Source organism: Paenibacillus sp. JT22N12, from assembly GCF_056269365.1.
On record NZ_JBWDNU010000004.1, the window covers coordinates 840,912 to 862,630 of the forward strand.

Genomic DNA, 21,719 nt, shown 5'->3' on the forward strand with positions numbered 1-21,719 from the left:
CCGATTTTACAGGATTGGAGTTGATCGATTATGCGCGCTCTGAAGCCGCAAACGCATTATCTGCTCATGCTGCTCCCCGGCATTGCGCTGCTGCTGATTTTCGAGACAACGCCGCTTCTGGGATCTGTTGTGGCGTTTATGAACTATTTTCCCGGCGTGCCCTTCAAGGATCAGGAATGGGTCGGACTGGAAAATTTCCGCTATATGTTTCAAATGAACGACAGTCTCATCATTTTCCGCAACACCATTATTCTGGCCAGTTTGAAAATCATCTTCAATCTTGTTGTGCCTCTTGTGTTTGCACTTTTGCTCAATGAAGTGAAAAATATTCTGTTCAAGCGTTGGGTGCAGACGATCGTCTATATGCCCCATTTCCTGTCCTGGGTTATCCTGGCAGGCATTCTGAGTGAAATTTTATCCTTGAACGGCAGCATTAACGTCGTTCTTCAGTGGTTTGGCATCGATCCGGTCCTGTTTCTGGGCAGCAATACCTGGTTTCCGGTCATTGTAGTCGGCAGCGACGTCTGGAAGGAGCTCGGCTTCAATCTGGTCATCTATCTGGCTGCGCTGACGGGCATTAATCCGGCGCTTTACGAAGCGGCCGAGGTGGACGGGGCAACCCGGATGCAGAAGATCTGGAATATTACAGTGCCGGGCGTTTCAACTACGGTCATTCTGCTGGCGACTCTGGGCATCGGCAATGTGCTGAATGCCGGATTCGACCAAGTATTCAATTTGTATAATCCGGCCGTCTATCAGACGGGCGATATCATCGATACCTATGTGTACAGGGCAGGACTTCTTGAGATGCAGTATTCGTTGGCAACGGCGATCGGTCTGCTCAAATCGGCGCTCAGCTTCATCCTGATCGTCATCGCGTACACATTGGCCAACAAATTCAGCGATTACCGGATTTTCTGACGGAGCGGAGGTGTAGATGTGTCAAATGAAAAAGCTTTGAGTTCCGCTCTGGTCCGTGAGGGAATGGTACGCGACCGGTCCTTCAGCGGACGGCTGGGCGACGGTATCATCATTGCGGTGCTGGCCGTTGTCTCCCTGCTGAGTATTGCGCCAATCTGGCATGCGCTTGCCCTGTCGTTCAGCAGCAGCGCCGCATCGAACGCCGGCCTGGTCGGATTATGGCCGGTTGATTTCAATCTGAGCTCCTATTCGACGGTTGTCGATGACAAAGCCTTTTTTCTCGCCTTCTGGGTATCCCTGAAGCGGGTGTTTCTCGGCGGAGCCGTAAATTTCATCATGACGATCCTGATCGCCTATCCCTTGTCTCGTCCAAAAGCGGAATTCAAGCTCCGCAATGTGTTCATGTGGTTTCTGGTCTTTACGATGCTGTTCAAGAGCGGTCTGATTCCCATTTATCTGACGGTGCAGAGTCTGGGCCTTGTCAACTCCATCTGGTCGCTGGTGCTTCCGGTTGCCGTTCCTGTGTTCAACGTTATTCTGCTCATGAATTTCTTCCGGAGCATACCGAGGGAGCTGGATCAGGCGGCGAAGATGGATGGGGCGGGTCCCTGGTATACGTTGTACAGCATTTATATCCCGCTGTCGGTGCCGGCGCTGGCCACGATCACGCTGTTTAGTCTCGTGATGCATTGGAACAGCTTCCTGGACGGTCTGATCTTCATGAGCAAGACGGAGAATTACCCGCTCCAGACTTATATTCAGCAGCTCGTCGTGCAGGTGAATCTGGAGAACATGTCCGCCGAGGAAGCCGTCCGTATTGCGACTGTTTCCGACAAGACGCTGAATGCGGCGAAAATCATTATCTCCATGCTGCCGATTATTGCGGTTTATCCGTTCATCCAGCGTTATTTCATCCATGGCATCATGATCGGTTCCGTTAAGGAATAACCGGAACAATGTGGAAAATCATCCGTCATGCAGGATGCAGACCAGAGGCATGGCAGGATGATTGTCGCCTTCTATTGCGACAGAATTGCTCTTAACTATCTCTACTTACGCTATACAATATAGCTGTAAGCAAGCTGTAATCGAAATCCTTCCAGTCGAAAGGGGAAATTCGAATGACCATCCGGCTATCGGACGAAGAAAGACAAGCACAATCCATCGGCGAAGACAAGCTCGAGCTTGCCGCCGCTCTTCTCCACATCCGGGGCTATGTCGTGTTGGACAATATGTTTCAACCCGACCGCCTTCAGACGCTGCAGGAAGCTGTCGGGCAGGCAAGGAAACAAACCGGCGGCAATAATGACGGCAATCCGCTTTCTCTGCCGGCGGCGGCACCGTTCATTGATCCGGATATTGCGGAGAATCCATTGATGCTTGGTGTAATTGACCAGATAATCGGCGCAGACTGCGTGCTGCGCGTTATCGGAGCGGATATCCGCAAGCCCGGGGCGGCTGTATCTTCCGAGCTTGCTATCGAGTCAAAACCGCTGTTTCCCGAGACGGAGCATGTCCGCCTGCCGGCACATAAGCTCCATGTCACGATTCCGCTCACGGATCTAAACGAAGGCAGCGGCGCTCCTGAGCTTTGGCCGGGAAGTCATGCGCAGCCGGAGCATATTGCGAAGCATTACTCGGAGGCTGTTATCCGGAAGCTGGCGGAGGGATCCCCGTCCGTGAAGGTCAATGTGCCTGCGGGTGCGGTACTGATCTGCGACAGCAAGCTGTGGCACAGGGAGTGCGCGAACGAAAGTGCGGAAGAACAGGTCAGCCTGACTTTGACTTATCAGCGGTGGTGGGATATTACCAGTCCGCGGCTTGTAATATCCGAAGCCCTCTACAGCGGGGCATCGGCAAGATTGAAACGCTTGTTCCGCTTTGAAGCGCTGCCAGTCCGCAAGAAAGCCGAAATGGGCTCCTAAGGGCAGCCCCATCCCGCAACCGGAAGGAGATTCAAGATGAAAATCCAATTGTCAGAAGAAGAACGCAAGAATGGTCGGTTTGATCCCGACAAGCTGGAATTCGCGACAGCGCTGCTGCGGGCGAATGGCGCCATCATTGTCGAGAATGTGCTGGGACCCGAACGGACGGATGTGATCAACGAGAAATTCAGCCAGATTCTGGCCGAATTCGAGAAGAATTACAGCTACGGCGACGGCGAGTTCAACGCGCAGGGACAAACGAAAAACATGCGCATGGACCTGCCGTTTATGGCTCCTTTTATTGAGGAGGACGTGGTTGCCAATCCCTTCTTCCTGGACATTGCCGAGCAGATTCTGGGCGAGGATCTGACGCTTCGCTATCTGGCGTCGAACAATTCGATGCCTGGCGGCACGAAGAAGCAGCCGGTGCATTCCGATACGGGGCCGCTTTTCCCGGAGACGTATAATTTCACTACGCCGACGCACAGTCTGGTGCTTCACATTCCGATGTGCAATTTCACGGAGCTGAACGGAGCAACGGAATTTTATCCGGGAGGCACTCATCTGAATCCCGATCATATATTCAAGAATCCGAAGCTCATCCAGAAGCTCGGCGAAGTGATGCATTTCGAGCAGGCGATCATGCCCAAGGGCTCCTTCCTGATCCGGGACAAAAAAGTATGGCATCGCGGCTGCCCGAACCGGTCGGATCAACCGCGGGGCCTGTTCACCTTCATCTATCAGCGCGCCTGGGATTCCACCAGCGGAAGAATGCCGATTCCTAAGGATGTCTATGATTCCATGACTCCCCGCGTTCAGCAGCTGTTCCGCATGGAAGACATTGCGGAAGAATACACGCCGATGGACAATGTATACGGCTTGTACCACATCAAGGGGTAATAGCTGCCGATACCAGGGAGAACGATGCGAGGAGAGCGACGTACCATGAGCGATATCGTTCTCGGCCAGCCCGAAGAGTTCGCGGCGCTGCCGGCTAATATCGAGGTTGAGGGTTATCCTTACTACCTGATCTGGGAACGGAGCCGTTACCGGCTTCTGCCCCGCACTTGTCCAAGGGCGCTGCTTGCGCGGCGGAGCGGTGCTGGAACGTCTTTTCAATGGCTTCATCCGGAGGCGGAACCTTTCGCCGTCCTTGTAGCAGACGGTATGCTGAAGGCGCGCCGGATGGGATAATAAATCAAGAAAGCAGGCGGCCGGTTCGGATGGGCCGTCTGCTTTTTGACTTTAAGCATCTATAGGCTTCACTCTATGCAAACCGGTTTATTGTATGCGGGATTTCAGGAATAGAAAGGACTTGCGCCGTGATGGATACCGACAGAAACAGACCAACCCCGCCAACCGGCAAACTATCCGCAGACGCACGGCTGACGCTGCTGCTGCAGGGCTTGTTCACCTTTGCCTATGTCATGTCAGGAACGTTCCTGAATCTATACCTGTGGCGGCTGACGGAAGACCTTTGGGTGAACGGCTTTTATAATTTTATCGTCTTCATCTCGACGGCGATCAGCTTCCTGATCAGCGGCGGCTTCGCCAAGCGGTTCGGGAAAATGCCCGTGTTCCGAATCGGAATCGGTCTTTATACCGTATTCTACCTGTTCGTTGTTGCTGCCGGCACCCAGGTTGTCACCTATTACGAGCTGTTTGCGGTTTTTTTCGGAATCGCCAGCGGCTTGTACTGGATCGGCTTCTGGACGCTGACGTATGAAGTGTCGAACGACGGGAACAGGCTGCGGTTCATCGGCCTTAATTCCGTTGTTTCCACTGCCGCCAATCTGACAGCACCGCTTGTCTCTGCCGGAATCTTCCTTGTCATGCCCGGCTTGCATGGTTATCTGGTCATTTTTGCGCTTGCCTTTCTGTTCTATCTGGCTACGGCATTAATCAGCCACCGGATCCGCCATAAGGTGCCCAGCACGAGGGAGAAACGGTATTACATCCGTCATATGACCATCGTATTCCGACGGAATAAAGCATGGCGCAAGGCCGTATTCGGCAATCTGCTGTTTGGCGCCCGCCAGGGCGTGCAGCTGCTGCTGCCTGTTCTGCTGCTTTATCAGACGTTCGGGGAGGAGGATCGGATCGGCCTGCTGAACGCGGTGCTCTCCTTCTTCTCGATTCTCGCAAGCTATCTGTTCTCCCGGTTTGCCAAAGAAGCCCATATCCGCACCTGTCTGGCAGGCGGGGCTGTACTGACGACGGCGGGGGCCTGCCTGCTGATGACTGGCTTGTCTCCTGTTACGGTGGTCGGTTTTATGCTGGCGGGCGCAATCGGCAATCCGGTCATCCAGTCTTCTCTGGACGGCTATAACTACAAGCTGATCGGGGGGCTTCCCCTGCGGGGAGAGATGCGGATCGAAGCGCTGGTGCTGCGCGAGGTATGCTGGAATATCGGGCGTGCCTGCGCCGTGATGCTGATGGTGCTGATCGCTGACGATCTGAGCGGCTTCCGTTTGTCGGCCGTCGTCGTGTTCATTATGGCGGCACAGCTGCTGCTTGCTGTTTTTGTGGAGAAGCCTGCGCGCAGCACGAAGGAGCCAGCGGCATCGGCAGCGGGCTAGCCGGATCGGAACTGGAGCAACGATTTTCCGGCTTAGAAGGCCGAAACGGAGGCTGAATGAGGTGTAAGCCGGTTTTTCCTTGCAGGGGCAGCAGATAGAGTGTGAGGGCAGCCGGATCGACGCTGAAGTAAGGATTTTCCGGCTTAGAAGACCGAAACGGAGGCTGAATGGGGTGTAAGCCGGTTTTTCCTTGCAGGAGTCCCGGGGCAGCCGTTAGAGCATGGCGGAATCGGATCGGTGCAGCAGGAGCAGGGATTTTCGTTCAAAAACCCTCCATTTCTTTATTTTGTCTCAACGGAATCCGAATGCCCAGCTTATCGTCTATCCGGATTCCGGGCATGGATTTCTTTTTCAATATGCAGATTTGTTTAACAAGCATGTCTCCTTATCTCTCAAATAAAAGGACATTCCTTAATTGGATGACGAGGCTCTTGAGCTCGTATTCCTTCTCCAGATAAGCCAGCAGCGCTTGAATGAGCGGAGCGTTGGGACTATGCTTCTCCATCTCCGCTCTGAACAAGCCCAGAATCTCCTGAAGCTCCTGCCGATATGCGTTTCCGGATGGCAGCTCATTGATCAGCAGGCTGATATTTTCACAAATTTTTGCAATCATCTGCTCTTTATCCTCGATCTGGCCATCCATCCCGCGGTTCATATATTTCACAATCATCGTTTCTTTTAGCACCGGCTTTGGCTGGGCAAGCACGATATGTTCGACCAAAGCATCCAATCGATCGATGATCAGTGAGGCTGTTTCCTCGACGGAAATCGGTATCCCGCTCTGAATAATCCAGTTCAAATATTCCTTCAGAATGGCCTTGTACAAGGTGACCAGATCCCAAATATGAGGTTCAATAAACTGTCCGTACGTATTCAACATGCGTTCTTTATGCCAATTCAGCAATCTCACTCGTACACGAAGACGCAGCGGGACGAATTTGGCGTTTTGCTGGATGGGCAGCTCTTTAAAATCAACGAGCACAAACTTGTGCTTCATAAAATATTGGAGTTGAAAAATGGTCTGGCGCAGCATCAGTTCTTTCGGAGAATGTCCGTAAACAAGCTTGAGCTCCTCTACCTGTTCAAAAAAGACCTGCTGGCATTGATCGAATACATCATTAAATAGATCCTCCTTGGAAGGGAAATACTTATAGACGGAGCCTTTGGCAATTTGGCAATCATCCGCAATGTCCTGAATGGAGGTCGAAGGAAACCCGCGCTCCGAGAAAAGCCTTGAAGCCGAGCTGATAATTTCATGCTTGGTTACAATCATAATTACCATGTCCCCTCACTTGACAACTGTATGACCAATAGTACAAAATAATGAACATCGAGTCAACACGGTCTATGAATCATAATTATTATCGTAAGGAGTGAGCGGGAATGGAACCATTATTCAATTGGGAATCAACCGCGCTGATCGTTATCGATCTGCAGAAGGGTGTTGTAAGCGGCAATTATGCCCCCTACTCCGGGGAGCAGGTAACTGAAAAGGCCAAAGCGCTGGTCGACGTTTTTCGGGAAAAAGGATCGTTCGTCGGTCTGGTGCGGGTATCCAGCCAGGATGGGAAAGACATGCTGAGCCCGAAGGTGGATGCGGCACCGCCTCAAAGAGTCCGTGCGGAGGATTGGGATGAAATCATCCCCGAGATTGGTGTAACCGATACTGACCATGTGATTTCGAAGAAACAGTGGGGCGCATTTTATGGCACGGATCTTGATTTGCAGCTGCGCCGCCGCAGGCTGGATACAATCGTATTATGCGGCATTGCCTCCGGCATCGGGGTGGATACGACTGCCCGGGAAGCATTTCAGCATGGCTACCAGCTTATTTTTGCCAGCGATGCGATATCCGGTCTTACCCAGAACGAGCATGATTATGTCATGAGTGCGATCTTTCCGCGCATCGGACGGATTCGGACAACGGAAGAAATTTTGCAATCCGCCAATAGATGAAAACACGAATGCCCCGAAGGCGCCTGAACCTTCCGGGCTTTTTTGAAATATAAGCAAGTATAAAACACCTCCATACTTTGCTTATATTTCTGTGGGAAGAAACTTGGCTGCGCAGCCAAAGGGACGGCGACAGCCGTTTCTTCCTGGCCTTTTTACGAAGGAGACAATGGTTTATGAAAATATTTGAGAGCTTTCGCTCCGATGACTATTATCCCTGGCTGGTATTGACGGTAACCAGTCTTGGCGTATTTCTTGTCATTATCAACATCGGCACGCTTAACGTCGCGTTACCGGAAGTAAGCAGGCATTTTCATGCGGACGCCTTCACCTCCAGTTGGATTCTGCTGTCCTATATGCTGGTCAATACGATTTTGATCTTGATCTTCGGGCAAATATCGGATATTTTCGGGCGAACGAAGCTGTATCTGACCGGTATGACCATATTTACCATATCCAGCTTTGCGATAGGGTTCTCTCCCAACGCAGGCATATTAATTATGTTCAGAGTGATTCAAGCTGTAGGCGGAGCCATCGTGATTACCAACACGACAGCGCTGATTACGGATGTATTTCCCAAAGCCAAGCTTGGAACGGGTCTCAGTATCAATATATTGATAGCCTCTTCGGCGCAGTTGTTAGGACCGGTGCTGGGCGGAGTGGTTGCCGCAACGTGGGGGTGGCAGTGGGTATTCTGGTTCAATGTGCCGATCGGGCTGGTGGCGCTGGTTTGGGGGGCTTTTGTTTTACGCCGCACCCCGGTGGAGCGGTCGCAGGAAAAGATTGATTTGTGGGGCGGAGCCCTGGTTTTTGTGGCGCTGGGCGGTTTGGTCATCGCTTTGTCGGAAAGCTCCGAATTAGGCTGGGGAAGCGGAATCGTGCTCGGAGGCATCATTCTGTTTGTTATATTTACCCCCTTATTCGTCTGGCATGAGAGGCGTACTGCCTGGCCCGTCCTAGATCTGGGATTGTTTAAAAACCGCGGTTTCGCAATGGCGAATGTGGCGACATTCCTCAATTCCTTTTCCCGTTCGGCTGTTGTTCTGTTATTTGCGCTGTTCTTTCAATTCGCCTATAGGTTTAACGCTTTCGAAGCGGGCTTGAGAGTGCTGCCGGTAACGGTGGGGATGTTCCTCATTTCCCCGGTTGCCGGAATGCTGACCCGCAGAGTCAGCGTCCGTGTGCTGGCTTCGTCGGGCATCATTTTATCGCTGATCGGGCTGATGCTGCTGTTTGGGGTTCTGGAGGCTGAGCAGTCTTACCCGGTGCTGGCATGCGGCATGCTGCTTATTGGAATGGGGACCGGTTTGTTCATGACGCCCAATACGACGGTGATTATGTCCTCTGTTCCCGACAACAGGCGGGGCGTCGCCAACGGGCTCCGCTCGATGCTCAATAATATGGGACAGGTGCTGAGCACTGCCGTATCCTTGATGATTGTTGGTCTGGCATTGCCGCCAAGACTGAAGGATGTGCTGTATGCCGGCTCCGATGCCGTTCTGAACCGGACGGATCTGCAGCTCATTATCCGCGGCTATCAATGGGCGCTCATAGCTTTGGCGGTCGCTACAATACTTGCGCTGGCCGCTTCGCTGTTAAGGGAAGGCAGAGCGCAGCAGATTAAAGCGAATTGAAGAAAAATAGACTTCCGTCGTGTCCAGACAGCAATGCGGGAAAGTTTTCCTAAAAGGGGGCCGTCTTAGTAAACAATTTTTGATTTTTCAGTCCTCCCTTGAGCTGCACATATTTGCAAAAAGAACCTCCGCCCCCACTAAGCAGTGGATTCGGAGGTTCTTTTTTGTGAAATTATTGGGACAGCCCTTTTAAATATTTCATCCTCATCATTATATATGCATGCGATGGGCGGCAATACGCCGCTTTGTTGTCAGTCCCGTCGGCTCATGGCTTGAAACGGATGGCGGGTGACGCATTGCTCCAGCCACTTCGCATCCAGGCCGTTTGCTGCCGCAAAGGGGATAAATTCCGTGAACAAGCGGTGATAAGAATTTAACGTCCCGCCGCCCTCCTCTCCCACCGTGTACCAGCCCGTATCCTGAGACAACAAAATACGATCTCCGGCGCCATGTTCGATCAACTGCCGCAGAAGCACGGCATGCTTCTCATACGTGCCCGGCAGGATCGAGTCGATGGAGATCCACATGCCTGCTTCCGCAAGCTTCCGATGGATGGTCAAATCGGTGCAGGTTTGGGCATGCACCCAGATGAACCGTTCCCGCTCAAAATCGGCCTGCTTCATGATTTCGTCCGCATGGAGGGCGGTGTCTCCGCCAATGGTATGGCATTGAATGGGCAGGCCGGTCTCCTGCGAAGCGCGAATGGCTGCGCGCAGGATCTTCTCCTGCGTGTCATTTATGGCTGTTCCGTCATTGAGCGCAATCTTGATAAAGCCGGGATAAACGCCGCTGTCTCCGATGCCGTCCTTGGCCTCCCGTATCCAGAGAGCGGCCAATTCCCCTTCGTCCGCTTCATAAGCGTAAGCCGGCAAATAGGGGCTTTTGTATAAACCGGTATTCGTTATGATGTGCAGTCCCGATTGTTCCGCGAGTGCCTTCAGTATGTAAGGATCCCGCCCCAGATATTGAGGCGCGCAGTCCACAAAAGTGGAGCAGCCGCTTTCTTTGAGCTTCACGAGGAGGGGGAGGATGCTTGCAATGACCTCCTCATTATCATAATCGGACGGCTTGAGCTTCCCGTCCCCGACAAATCCGACCATCACATGCTCATGCACGAGAATGCGACCTGCAGCTTGTTCATCGATGGAACCGGTTACCGTTTGAAGCATCGACAACACTCCTCCGCATCATTTGATACCTATGATTATACCCGATTATATTAACCGGAATATAGTATAATTGTAGCATGCTTGATAACGATTTGAGCAGAAGTTATACGAAGGAGGATTAGGAATTGAACAGATTTCCTGGGAAAAGAATGCGGATGACAGGGATCATGATCATATGTCTCATGATGCTGCTGTTATCCGCATGCGCGGTTAATACGGCCGGGACCGGGCAGCAGGCGGCGAAGCCGGATCCCGGGATGCAGATAGAGCAGAAGGCGGAAGTACCGCCGCCCGATCAGAAGAATCCTGCAAAATCTGCCCTTCCGGTTCACGAGGCAGAACCGGAGAAGAGTCCCGCAAGCGAAGCAGCCATCCAACCTGTTGCCCAAGAGACGCAAGCGGCGGACAAAAAGGATGCGGACATGCAGCAGCCACTGGCGATTGCGAAGAAACGGAATTTGCCCAAAGGTTTTGTCTATCTGGATGAGGCGATCCCCTCCGCACAATTCGATATCCGCTATTATGGAGATTATAATTTTATCGGGAAACGAATTGACGGCTATAATGCACCGTTTGCGATCATGTCGGCCGAGGCGGCCAATGCGCTGAAGGCGGTCGGCAAGGATTTGGCTGCCCAGGGCTATTTGCTCAAAATCTTCGATGCCTACCGGCCGCAGAAGGCCGTGAATTATTTTGCGAGCTGGTCCAAAGACACCAAGGACGTCAAGATGAAGAAGATTTTCTACCCGGATGTGTAGAAAAAGGATCTGTTCAATGGCTATCTGGCAAAAAAATCGGGCCATTCCCGGGGCAGCACCGTTGATTTGACGGTCGTCAACGCGAAGACGGGAAAGGAAATCGACATGGGAAGCGGGTTTGATTTCCTGGGACCTGTCTCCACGCATGGGACGAAGAAGATCACGGCTGCGCAGACCCACAACCGCAATGTGCTGAAGAATGCGATGATCAAGGGGGGCTTCGAGCCCTACAGTAAGGAGTGGTGGCATTACACGCTGAAGAAAGAGCCTTATCCGAAGAAGTATTTTGATTTTGATGTGGAATAATGCCATCATACCTTACCCGAAAGAAGGGAATGCCAATGCAATTGAAGTGGCTGGAATGGGCCAAGCAGATCCAGGCGATAAGCCAGGCTGGACTTGCTTATTCCAAGGATATTTATGATCTGGACCGGTTTGAGCAGTTGCGGACATTAAGCATCGAAATTCTCAATTCGTATACCGGCGTGGAGACAGGGAAGATAAGAGAGCTGTTCGCAAGCGAGACGGGATACGCCACTCCGAAGGTTGATATACGCGGCGTGATTTTTCAGGATGACAAGCTGCTATTCGTAAAAGAGCGCATAGACGGGGCATGGGCATTGCCGGGCGGATGGGCGGATATCGGCTTGTCGCCGAAGGAGGTGGCTGTCAAAGAAGCGAAGGAAGAATCCGGCTATGACGTGCTGCCCGTGCGGCTGCTGGGAATCGTGGACAAGAAATTTCACGATCATCCGCCGTCACCTTCGCATGTATATAAGATTTTTATACAGTGCGAGATTATTGGCGGCGAAGCGCAGGCAAGCATGGAGACTCTGGATGTTGGATTCTTTGGGGAGCATGAGCTGCCGGAGTTATCCACGGACCGCAATACGGAGAAGCAAATCCGCAGGCTGTTCGAATTGTGCCGTACGGACAGCGGGGAAATCATGTTCGATTAGGGAACCTGTTCCAGTTAATAAAGCTTTAAGGAAAGCCTGTCTGCCCTGGCAGGTTTTTTTGCGTCAGCTCAGATGGTCATTTGCGTCATATTCATGTGATATATATGAAAGCGTTGTACCTCAATTAACCAATGAGATTTTTGATTTAAGTATGAGTTGAATAATCTGCTCTCCCACCAAAACAGGGATAAACTCAAACAATTTTATGTCATCTATGTTGACATCATTAAGATATTCTTTTATATTATTAATATCACTGGAGAATATAAAAGATTGATAGAGCCAATTTTCTTGATTACATCATAAAATTTTCTTGTTATACCCAAATTACAGTAATTTTCTTTCTATTTAATCCAATGGAGAAAATAAAGAGGGGATCCAGCCTTGAAGAAACATGATCAGGACTTCATGAAGCGGCAGAATCGGCTGACGGTTTTTGAAATTATCAAAAACCAGGCTCCCATCTCACGGGCTGCCATTGCCAAACAAACCGGAATGAGCGCAACAACGGTAAGCCGCATTGTCGGAGAACTGGCTGATCAGGGCTATATACTGGAATCCGATCAGGTATCGGTTGGCCTGGGCCGCAAATCAACGCTTCTCGGCATCGCAGACACCTCGGTCCTGTCGGTCGGCGTTGAGCTGGACAGCCATCAGATGAATATCGGCATTGTCGATATTCAAGGGAATATCGTATGCAGCAGCAAATACGCCCGCACTAGCGACGAGAAGCCGGATGTTACGCTCATGCGGATCAGTGAGGCCATCCATGATCTTATGGAACAACACGGGATTGATAAAACCCGCGCAGTCGGAGTCGGGATGGGACTTCCCGGCATTGTCAACAACCAGACAGGCATCGTTGTTTTCTCGGTTCAGCTCGGCTGGAAGAACGTGCAGCTGGCAGAGCGCTTGAAGGAGCTCACCGGCTACGAAGTTGCGGTGGATAACGAACTGAAGGTCAAGGCGCTGGCCGAGCATCTGAAAGGAGCCGCCATCGGCTCCAGGCGCACGGCGCTGCTTGGTTTTGGCAATGGCGTTGGCTCTGCGCTTATTCTTGAGGGCGAGATATACCGCGGGGAAACAAACAGCGCGGGTGAAATCGGCCATACGACCATTGACCCGAGCGGCATGATGTGCGAGTGCGGCAAAGCGGGCTGCCTGCAAACCTACATTAATATCAGCTCGCTTCTATCCGAGGCCAACAAAATCAGACCGATTGCGACGATTGAGGAGCTGTTCGCAGCAAGGCAGGCGGGCGAGGGATGGGCGAAATATTTGATTGAGCGTGCTTTGCAGTACATCGCCATTACAGTTAACAACGTCGTCTGCATGTATAACCCGGATAGCGTCATCCTGAGCGGCGAGCTGGTGGACAAGTTTCCCGCCATTTACGAAGAGGTGGAGGAGCTGTGCACGAAGGAGATCATATGGGAACCGCTTCGTGGATCATTTCGCATCTTCCGCTCCGAGCTGAATGAACGGGGTGTCATGATTGGCTCCGGATTGCTCTCGCAGATGAGGTTCTTCAAGCTTGATTAGCAGAAACACGTCATTTTGCCTGCTTCAATTAAGAATATTCTTCAGACCTGCAGTTCCCTTGGCGATGCAAGGTGTGAAGCGATTCTATAGATCAAATATTTCTTTGGGGAGTTGGATAAACATGAGGTTTAAAGGTAAAAGTTGGTCTTTGATCATGCTGCTTATGATCGTCGCAGTTGTCGTGTCGGCTTGTGGAGGCAATAACAGCAATAACGGCGGTACAGAGAATACAGGGAATGCCGCGAATACGGGAAACACGGCTACGGATACAGCAGAACAGCCGGCAGCCACGAAAGACGGCAATGATATTGTCATAGCGGTTAACGCCAACTTTATTACACTCGATCCCCATAATACGAGCGATACGCTGTCTATCAGCGGCTCGAGATCGATTTATGAAGGCTTGATGGGCTTTGACGAGAATATGGCCCTGGTCCCGGCCTTGGCTGACAGCTACAAAATAAGCGATGACGGTCTTACTTACACCTTCACGCTGCATGAGAATGTGAAGTTCCAGGATGGAACGGACTTCAACGCGGATGCGGTCAAGATTAATATTGAACGCATTCTGGATGAGAAGAACAACCTGAGAATGCGCAAAAGCTTCACGAAGGTTGCCAAAGTTGAAACGCCTGATGCAAAAACAGTGGTCATTACACTGAGCGAGCCGTACAATGCCTTCTTGAATAAAATGGCGATGGCGCTGATGATCAGCCCTGCCGCGCTGGAGAAGTTCGGCGATAAAATCGGCCAAAATCCGGTTGGCACAGGTCCATTCAAAATGAAAGAATGGGTGCAGGGCGACCGCCTGGTCGTAGAAAAGAATGCCGACTACTGGCAGGAAGGACTTCCTAAGGTAGACAGCATTACCTTCAAGCCCGTACCGGAGAACGGTTCGCGTATCGCGATGCTCAAAACGGGTGAGGCCGATTTCATCTACCCGATGCCGACGGAGCAGGTCGCCGAGGTTGAAGGCAAAGATGGCATCGTAGTGGATAAAGCCGATTCCACGATTGTCCGCTATATTACATTAAACACGTTGAAAGCTCCCTATGATGACGTGAAGATACGTCAAGCCATTAACTATGCGATCGATAAGGATGCTTATATTAAAGTCGTCAAATCGGGTCTTGCCACAAAGCTGGATTCCACCATGTCATCCAAAACGCAATATTATGCACAGCAAATGGGCTATGACTACGATATCGAAAAAGCGAAGTCGCTGCTTGCGGATGCGGGTTATCCGGACGGCTTCGAAGCGGAAATCTGGGGCGAGAATGATTCCGAATCCGTAAAAGGCATGCAGTTCATTCAACAGCAGCTGGCGCTGGTAGGAATCAAGCTGGAAGTGAAGTCGATGGAAGGCGCGACACTGTCCGACCAAATCAACTCGGCTGCAACACCTGAGGACGCCAAAATTCAAATGTGGTACGTAAGCTGGTCGCCATCCTCCGGCGATGCGGATGGCGCGACAAGAGGTTTGTTCAGCAGTGATATGTTCCCTCCTGCAGGCTCGAACACGGCTTACTACAAAAACGACAACGTAGATAAATGGATTGAGGAAGCCAATAAGGCGACAGATCCGGAGAAGGCGAAAGCCATCTACGGCGACATCCAAAAAACGATCTGGGAAGATGCGCCTTGGGCGTTCCTGGGCGTCGATCAAACGATTACCGGCAAGAAATCCTATGTGGACGGCGTTAAGGTATATCCGGACGGCTCCATTAACGTGAAAAATGCCGAAATCAAAAAGTAATCTAATATGTCTTTAAATGATCGAAGAATGGCTTGGGGCTGCTTCTGAATCCATATTCAGATAGCGCCCCTTCCTATTTTGAAGGAGGCTCGCGATTTGGGAAGATATACATTGCAGAGAATTATCGGAGTCATTCCGCTGCTGTTTGTCGTATCCGTGCTGGTGTTTATGTTTATTCATCTCATCCCCGGCGACCCGGCACGGCTCGTGGCGGGAAAAGACGCTACGCTTGAAGAGATCAACGCCATCCGTGCCACGCTTGGTCTGGATCTTCCCTTATGGCAGCAGTATATCCACTATATGGGCGATTTATTGCAAGGGAATCTCGGAACCTCGCTCAAGACAGGTCTGCCGGTGACGGAAACGCTGCAAAGCCGCTTCATGCCGACGATTTGGCTGACGCTTGTCAGTATGGGCTGGGCACTGGTCGCCGGCGTGCTGATCGGAATTGTTTCTGCCATTAACCGCAACAAATGGCCGGATTACAGCGGGATGCTGGCAGCGATCTCCGGTATCTCGGTTCCGGGCTTCTGGCTCGGTCTCGTTCTGATTCAATTATTTTCGGTTGAGCTGGGCTGGTTCCCTACAGGCGGTATTGATTCCTGGAAAAGCTATGTGCTGCCATCCATTACACTCGGAGCGGGCATTATGTCCATGCTCGCGCGTTTTTCCCGTTCTTCCATGCTGGAGACGATGCGGGAGGATTATATCCGGACAGGCCGGGCTAAAGGCTTGCACGAATTCATTGTCGTCGGGCGGCATGCGCTGCGCAACTCGCTGATTCAGGTCGTTACCGTTGCGGGACTCCAGTTCGGCTTCCTGCTCGGCGGATCGGTTATGGTGGAGACGGTATTCAGCATTCCCGGCCTTGGGAGGCTGCTCGTCGACTCCATTTCATTCCGCGATTATACGGTTATTCAGGCGGAGCTGCTGCTGTTCGCCACCGAATTTATTCTGATCAATCTGATTGTTGATTTGCTGTACGGCGTATTGAATCCGAAAATCCGTTATTCGTCGAACTAAGCTGCGCATGCGGAAACGTCTTCCGATCGCTGTTGTACCCCTGAATTTTTTTATTTTGGATACCTTTATCTGTTAAATTCGGAGTACAAAGGCGAACGCTTACGCTTCTCCAGACTATTTCCGCCTGCTCCGCCGGTTAATCTCCGGATTAATACTAAGTAAAACTAAGAAGTTATTTGTTTTGAAGTGATTCGTTGAAGCAAATGCTCGACAAAACTAAGCTTGTAGGTTTTGTTTTGAAGTGACTCAGGGCAGCATCGCTAAAACAAAACTTTTAGGAGGTACAATTATGAACCATACTCCGACGGTTAATGGAGCCGGGTCTTCCGCGCCGGTACAAGTGCTTGCGCCGGAACCCTCCGCAAGCCGCATCGCGGAGTTTTTCCGCAAATTCAGCAAACAGCGTTTGTCGCTGGCGGCCGGGATTTTTATTATCCTGCTTGTGATGGTTGGCATCTTTGGCCCTTATTTGACGCCTTATAATCCCGATCTGCCGAACTACGATGAACTGCTGTCGGGGCCTTCAGCGAAGCATTGGGCAGGGACGGATGAATATGGCCGGGATATTATGAGCCGCCTTATCGATGGAACAAGACTGTCGCTCGCGGTCAGCCTCAGCGCGGTGCTGATTGCGGCTGTTGCCGGGACGTTCCTCGGTCTGCTTAGCGGTTATTACGGCGGGTGGACGGATAAGCTCATCATGCGCGGCAGCGACGTTATGTTCTCATTCCCTGATTTATTGCTCGCCATCGGGATCGTTGCAATCCTCGGTCCGGGCTTGTCCAATGTCGTGATTGCGGTAGCCGTATTCGGTATTCCATCCTTTGCCCGTATTATCCGCAGCGTTACGCTGTCGGCCAAGGAAACGCTGTTTGTGGAAGCGGCCCGCTCGATGGGGGCGAAGAACGGCCGTATCATTTGGCGGCATATTTTTCCCGAGACGCTGCCAAGCGTTATTGTGAATTTGACCATGAAGATCGGAACGGCCATTCTTGCGGCGTCTTCCCTGAGCTTTCTCGGTATGGGAGCGAAGGCGACCGAGCCGGATTGGGGCGCCATGCTCAGCATGGGGCGCGATTATTTGAGCATTGCTCCGCATGTCGTTTATTTTCCCGGCATTGCGATCTTTTTGACTGTGCTGGCTTTTAACCTGGTAGGGGACGGCCTGCGCGACGCTCTTGATCCCAAGACGAAAAACTAAGGGGGGATAAGCTGTGACGCAAAAATTGCTGGAAGTGCAAGGCTTGAAAACGGAATTTAAACGCGGCAGCGGAAGTGTAATGGCGGTGGCCGGCGTTGATTTTCATATCAATAAAGGGGAAGTGCTCGGGCTCGTAGGCGAATCCGGCTGCGGCAAGAGCGTGACCTCGCTGTCGATCATGAGACTGCTCAAGGATACGTCCGGACGTATCGCCGGCGGGTCTGTCCGTTTCGAGGGGAATGACCTGACCCAAATCAAGGAGGCGGAGATGCGCCGCATTCGCGGTCAGGATCTGGCTATGATTTTTCAGGAGCCGATGACGTCATTGAATCCGGTCCTCAAAATCGGGAAGCAGCTGATGGAGCCGATTATGCTGCATATGGGCTATGGCCGGAAACAGGCCCGCGAGCATGCGGTTCATACTCTGAAGCTTGTAGGCATTCCCCGTGCGGAGGAAGTGATGAACGATTATCAGCATCAGCTCTCCGGCGGGATGCGGCAGCGGGTCATGATTGCGATGGCGATGTCCTGCAATCCGAAGCTGCTTATTGCAGACGAACCGACGACTGCGCTGGATGTGACCATTCAGGCGCAAATTCTTGATCTGATGAAGCGGCTGAAGGAAGAACAAAACATGGGCATGCTGCTCATCACGCATGATCTTGGCGTTGTTGCCGAGATGTGCGACAGGGTTGTAGTTATGTATGCCGGGCGTGTAGTTGAAGAGGCATCTGTGAAAGATTTGTTCGATAATCCGCAGCATCCCTATACGAAGGGGCTTATTCATTCGGTGCCGAAGCTTCGCCAGAAGGTGCGACGGCTCGATTCGATCCCGGGCAATGTTCCGGATCTGTCGCATATGCCGGCAGGCTGCAAATTTGCGCCGCGCTGCCCGTATGTGATGGAGCGCTGCCTGACGCAGGAGCCGGACCTGCTGCCGGTCGAGGGACTCCAAGGTCGTAAAAGCCGCTGCTGGCTGTCGCAGCAGACGGATCAGGAAGGAGGCGAGAGCGCATGAAGGAGACTCCGCTTATTGAAGTCAAAGGACTCCGGAAGTCGTTTGCGGTCCAGAAGGGGTGGCTGGGCGCCAAAAAATATTTGAATGCGGTCGACGGCATTTCCTTTGCGATCCGCAAAGGAGAGACGTTCAGCCTTGTCGGGGAGAGCGGCTGCGGCAAGTCGACGACAGGCCGGCTCGTGACGCGGCTGCTTAAGCCGGGAGGCGGCGAAGTATACTTCAACGGCCAGGATATTACGGATTTGAACGATAATCAGATGCGGCCGATCCGCAAGGAAATGCAGATGGTGTTCCAGGATCCGTATGCCTCGCTCAACCCGCGGATGAAAGTGAAGGATATTGTAGCCGAGCCGCTGCTCATTCATACGAAGCTCAGCCCGAAGGAGCGGGACAAGCTGGCTCGCGAGCTGCTGGAAACGGTGGGTCTGAGCGGCCTGCATGCCGAGCGCTTCGCCCATGAATTCAGCGGCGGTCAGCGGCAGCGGATCGGAATTGCGCGCGCGCTGTCCGTCCGTCCAAGCCTGATTGTGGCGGATGAGCCGGTCTCCGCGCTGGATGTGTCGATCCAATCCCAGGTGCTTAATCTGCTGCAGGACCTCCAGGAGCAGTATGGGCTCACGTATTTATTTATTTCCCATGACCTGAGCGTAGTGGAGCATATCAGCGACCGAATCGGGGTCATGTATCTGGGTTCTCTGGTAGAAACGGCGGGTAAGGACAGTCTGTATGATCGTCCTCTGCACCCGTATACGCAGGCGCTCCTGTCATCTGTGCCTGTTCCCGATCCAAGCGCGAAGAGGGAGAGGATCATTCTGAAGGGAGATATCCCCAGCCCCGTAGATCCTCCGTCAGGCTGCCGTTTCCACACACGCTGTCCTGCCTGTATGGAGGTATGCAAGCAGATAGCGCCTGTTTTCCAGGAAATCGAGCCGGGACATCAGGTAGCCTGCCATTTGTATGACGAAGAAGTAATGAAGTCGGCGCATTGAGCAGGGCGGCAATAGCTATTATGGACGGTTTTTGACTATTATAGTAGATAAGAGACCCCGAATATGAATGGAATAGAGGGAGCAGCCATGAAATTGACGATCGAACCCGCCCTGACGGCGGATGTCCGCATTCAGCCGGCATATGTGGAGGAGCCTTATCCCCTCAAGCTGCGCGAAGACCGCAAGCAGGCGGGGGTTGTAACCTGGCTGTACGGCAGGTCCGAAGACGAAACAGATATGCTCTCCATAGGCATGGGTGCACGCAAGAAGGTAACGCTGGAGCATATACGCCGCGCCGGTGGAACCAGCGCCCGCGCTGTGCTGCGCGAGGGCCGCGCTTCGGCGGCGCTTGTCCGGGGCCTTGCGGCTGCGGTCAGCAGCGAAGCTGGCCCGGCAGCAGACGAATGGCTGCAGGCCTGGCTGGAAGGCTGGCTGCTGGGCTTGTACCGGTTCGATAAATATCGGGGCTCGACCCGTAAAGAAGGGACGGCTGCTTTAAACATAGACCCGAGCGAGTGGACGGAGCTGTCGCCATCCGATCTGGATGCGGTAGTGGCGAAGGCGCGCATCCGGGCAGAAGGTGCGATGGCGGCGCGGGATCTTGTCAATGAAACGCCGGAAACGTTGAACCCGGGCGGTTTTGTTGAAGCGGTACTGGCGCGTTTTGCCGGTACGCCTGTTCACATTCATGTTTATCGCGGGCAGGAGCTCATTGACCGTCAAATGAACGGGCTGCTTGCGGTTGGAGCAGGCAGCAAGCATCCTCCCGCTTTGATTGAGCTGAAATACGAAGGCAATGCCGGGCTTCCTATGCTTGCGCTGATCGGCAAAGGCATAACGTTTGATATGGGCGGCATGAACGTGAAGACGGGCCGCGATATCAGCGACGCCCGGATGGATATGGGCGGAGCTGCCGCCGTCATCGGAGCCTTGGATATACTGGTCCGGCAGCAAGCGGATGTCAATGTCACCGCCCTTATTGCGGTGGCGGACAACCTGCCGGACGCGAGGGCTATGCTGCCTTCGTCTGTCATCCGTTATCCGAACGGGCTGACCGTTCAGGTTGCCAATACGGACGGGGAAGGCCGGCTTGTGCTGGCGGATGCGCTGCTGCACGCGGCGAAGCTTGGCGCCGCGGAAGCGATCGACATTGCGACGCTGACAGGCAATGTAGGGGCTGCTCTTGGTCTTGAACTCGCAGGCATATGGGGCGACTCCGAAATGACCAGCCGCCTTGTCGGGATCGGTGAGCGCAATGGGGAGCGGCTGTGGCCGATGCCCTTGGTGGATGAGTATGAGGCCGAGCTTCGCAGCGATTACGCGGACTTGCGCAATGTCGGTACTTCAACGCTCGCCGGGGCCATTACGGCGGCGCTGTTCATTAGGCGTTTTGTTGACGAGGCTATGAGCTGGGTGCATATCGATATGGCTGGTACGGTTCAATACAAGCAGGATGCCGGCTATTCCGAAGCGGGGGCGACCGGTTACGGCGCCAGGCTGCTCGCGGATTATGCCGTGATGCGTTCAAGTGAAAGAGAATAGAGAAAACAAGGAGGCATTGTTATGATTCTGGAGGTTATCGCTACATGTGTGCAGGACGCCATATTGGCCAAGCAAAGCGGGGCGGACCGGATTGAATTGATTACAGCCATTACCGAGGGCGGCTTAACGCCGGGGATCGGCATGATTGAGCAGGTGGCGGATACTGTGAGCATTCCGGTCAATGTCATGGTCCGGCCGCACAGCCGCTCCTTCAACTACGATACTTACGACATGGATGCCATCGTCGCAGAGATTAAAGCCATTGCCTCGACACGCGCTGCAGGCATTGTATTCGGAAGCCTTACCGGGGAAGGAAAGATTGACGAGCACGGACTGGAACGCGTTCTGGCAGCGGCAGGCAGACTGGACGTGACGTATCACCGCGCCTTCGACGAGCTGTCTGATCAATCAGCCGGATTGCGGACGTTGATGCGTTATCCGCAAATCTCGCGGGTATTAACTTCCGGCGGTTTTCCCACCGGAATGGACGCGGCGCACGTCATCCGCAGGCTGGTTGAGGAAGCAAGCGGCAGCAGACTGCGGATTCTTGCCGGCGGCGGAATGGCGGCGGAAGGAATTGCGGATTTTGTCCGCCAAACCGAAGTGACGGAGGTGCATTTTGGCACGGCAGTCCGTCTTGGGCGGTCAACTCTTGCGCCGATCGATCCTGCCGCGCTCCGGGCGCTGGCGGATACTCTGCATGAGGGAGCAGCCAACTGATTTACTACAAGAAGCTGAAAATAGGTGAAT

General features: G+C 52.8%; 19 protein-coding genes and 1 pseudogene. 18 read left to right on the top strand and 2 right to left on the bottom strand.

Going from position 1 to position 21,719, the window contains the following annotated elements; genetic code table 11:
- Nucleotides 1-30: 30 nt before the first annotated feature.
- The 6 genes from AC0YOA_RS19265 to AC0YOA_RS19290 all read left to right on the top strand — a co-directional run bounded on the left by AC0YOA_RS19265 (nucleotide 31) and on the right by AC0YOA_RS19290 (nucleotide 5,425).
- The gene (locus tag AC0YOA_RS19265) at nucleotides 31-921 is read left to right on the top strand and encodes an ABC transporter permease (protein WP_210045271.1); all 891 of its coding nucleotides are present in this window, start codon (nucleotides 31-33) and stop codon (nucleotides 919-921) included.
- A gap of 63 nt (nucleotides 922-984) precedes the next feature.
- A complete protein-coding gene (locus AC0YOA_RS19270) occupies nucleotides 985-1,869 on the top strand; it encodes a carbohydrate ABC transporter permease (protein ID WP_210045297.1) in 885 nt (294 codons plus the stop codon).
- A gap of 173 nt (nucleotides 1,870-2,042) precedes the next feature.
- On the top strand, nucleotides 2,043-2,846 hold the full coding sequence (locus AC0YOA_RS19275; protein WP_475787946.1) for a phytanoyl-CoA dioxygenase family protein: 804 nt from the start codon (nucleotides 2,043-2,045) through the stop codon (nucleotides 2,844-2,846).
- 36 nt (nucleotides 2,847-2,882) lie between these two features.
- A complete protein-coding gene (locus AC0YOA_RS19280; protein ID WP_475787947.1) occupies nucleotides 2,883-3,746 on the top strand; it encodes a phytanoyl-CoA dioxygenase family protein in 864 nt (287 codons plus the stop codon).
- A 45-nt stretch (nucleotides 3,747-3,791) separates the two neighbouring features.
- The gene (locus AC0YOA_RS19285) at nucleotides 3,792-4,040 is read left to right on the top strand and encodes a hypothetical protein (RefSeq protein ID WP_475787948.1); all 249 of its coding nucleotides are present in this window, start codon (nucleotides 3,792-3,794) and stop codon (nucleotides 4,038-4,040) included.
- A gap of 131 nt (nucleotides 4,041-4,171) precedes the next feature.
- Nucleotides 4,172-5,425 (top strand): MFS transporter, encoded by a 1,254-nt coding sequence (locus tag AC0YOA_RS19290; protein WP_475787949.1) that lies wholly within the window; start codon nucleotides 4,172-4,174, stop codon nucleotides 5,423-5,425.
- A 385-nt stretch (nucleotides 5,426-5,810) separates the two neighbouring features.
- Here the strand turns inward: AC0YOA_RS19290 and AC0YOA_RS19295 are convergent, their stop codons facing one another.
- Nucleotides 5,811-6,698 (bottom strand): TetR/AcrR family transcriptional regulator, encoded by an 888-nt coding sequence (locus AC0YOA_RS19295; RefSeq protein WP_475787950.1) that lies wholly within the window; start codon nucleotides 6,696-6,698, stop codon nucleotides 5,811-5,813.
- A gap of 110 nt (nucleotides 6,699-6,808) precedes the next feature.
- Here AC0YOA_RS19295 and AC0YOA_RS19300 point away from each other — a divergent pair, with 110 nt between their 5' ends.
- Nucleotides 6,809-7,381 carry a hydrolase gene (locus AC0YOA_RS19300; RefSeq protein ID WP_475787951.1) on the top strand — a complete coding sequence of 191 codons (573 nt, stop codon included), beginning with the start codon at nucleotides 6,809-6,811 and terminating at the stop codon, nucleotides 7,379-7,381.
- 173 nt (nucleotides 7,382-7,554) lie between these two features.
- A complete protein-coding gene (locus AC0YOA_RS19305; RefSeq protein WP_475787952.1) occupies nucleotides 7,555-9,012 on the top strand; it encodes an MFS transporter in 1,458 nt (485 codons plus the stop codon).
- Between the two features lie 251 nt (nucleotides 9,013-9,263).
- On the opposite strand, the gene AC0YOA_RS19310 is transcribed toward AC0YOA_RS19305, so the two are convergent.
- Nucleotides 9,264-10,181, bottom strand: a complete 918-nt coding sequence (locus tag AC0YOA_RS19310) for a phosphotriesterase family protein (protein ID WP_475787953.1) — start codon at nucleotides 10,179-10,181, stop codon at nucleotides 9,264-9,266.
- Between the two features lie 422 nt (nucleotides 10,182-10,603).
- Between AC0YOA_RS19310 and AC0YOA_RS19315 the strand changes: the two are divergent.
- From AC0YOA_RS19315 to AC0YOA_RS19360, 10 genes and pseudogenes are all read left to right on the top strand, one after another.
- A pseudogene (locus AC0YOA_RS19315) lies at nucleotides 10,604-11,245 on the top strand (M15 family metallopeptidase).
- 35 nt (nucleotides 11,246-11,280) lie between these two features.
- Nucleotides 11,281-11,898 (top strand): NUDIX hydrolase, encoded by a 618-nt coding sequence (locus tag AC0YOA_RS19320; RefSeq protein ID WP_475787954.1) that lies wholly within the window; start codon nucleotides 11,281-11,283, stop codon nucleotides 11,896-11,898.
- Nucleotides 11,899-12,282: 384 nt separating this feature from the next.
- Nucleotides 12,283-13,440, top strand: a complete 1,158-nt coding sequence (locus AC0YOA_RS19325) for an ROK family transcriptional regulator (RefSeq protein WP_475787955.1) — start codon at nucleotides 12,283-12,285, stop codon at nucleotides 13,438-13,440.
- Nucleotides 13,441-13,561: 121 nt separating this feature from the next.
- The gene (locus AC0YOA_RS19330; RefSeq protein ID WP_475787956.1) at nucleotides 13,562-15,196 is read left to right on the top strand and encodes a glutathione ABC transporter substrate-binding protein; all 1,635 of its coding nucleotides are present in this window, start codon (nucleotides 13,562-13,564) and stop codon (nucleotides 15,194-15,196) included.
- Between the two features lie 96 nt (nucleotides 15,197-15,292).
- On the top strand, nucleotides 15,293-16,219 hold the full coding sequence (locus AC0YOA_RS19335; protein WP_475787957.1) for an ABC transporter permease subunit: 927 nt from the start codon (nucleotides 15,293-15,295) through the stop codon (nucleotides 16,217-16,219).
- 289 nt (nucleotides 16,220-16,508) lie between these two features.
- Nucleotides 16,509-17,420 (top strand): ABC transporter permease, encoded by a 912-nt coding sequence (locus AC0YOA_RS19340; protein ID WP_210045257.1) that lies wholly within the window; start codon nucleotides 16,509-16,511, stop codon nucleotides 17,418-17,420.
- 13 nt (nucleotides 17,421-17,433) lie between these two features.
- Nucleotides 17,434-18,438 carry an ABC transporter ATP-binding protein gene (locus AC0YOA_RS19345; protein ID WP_475787958.1) on the top strand — a complete coding sequence of 335 codons (1,005 nt, stop codon included), beginning with the start codon at nucleotides 17,434-17,436 and terminating at the stop codon, nucleotides 18,436-18,438.
- Nucleotides 18,435-19,427, top strand: a complete 993-nt coding sequence (locus tag AC0YOA_RS19350; protein ID WP_475787959.1) for an ABC transporter ATP-binding protein — start codon at nucleotides 18,435-18,437, stop codon at nucleotides 19,425-19,427. Before AC0YOA_RS19345 ends, AC0YOA_RS19350 begins: the two co-directional genes overlap by 4 nt.
- Before the next feature lie 87 nt (nucleotides 19,428-19,514).
- On the top strand, nucleotides 19,515-20,969 hold the full coding sequence (locus tag AC0YOA_RS19355; RefSeq protein ID WP_475787988.1) for a M17 family metallopeptidase: 1,455 nt from the start codon (nucleotides 19,515-19,517) through the stop codon (nucleotides 20,967-20,969).
- 21 nt (nucleotides 20,970-20,990) lie between these two features.
- On the top strand, nucleotides 20,991-21,689 hold the full coding sequence (locus tag AC0YOA_RS19360) for a copper homeostasis protein CutC (protein ID WP_475787960.1): 699 nt from the start codon (nucleotides 20,991-20,993) through the stop codon (nucleotides 21,687-21,689).
- Nucleotides 21,690-21,719: the final 30 nt, after the last annotated feature.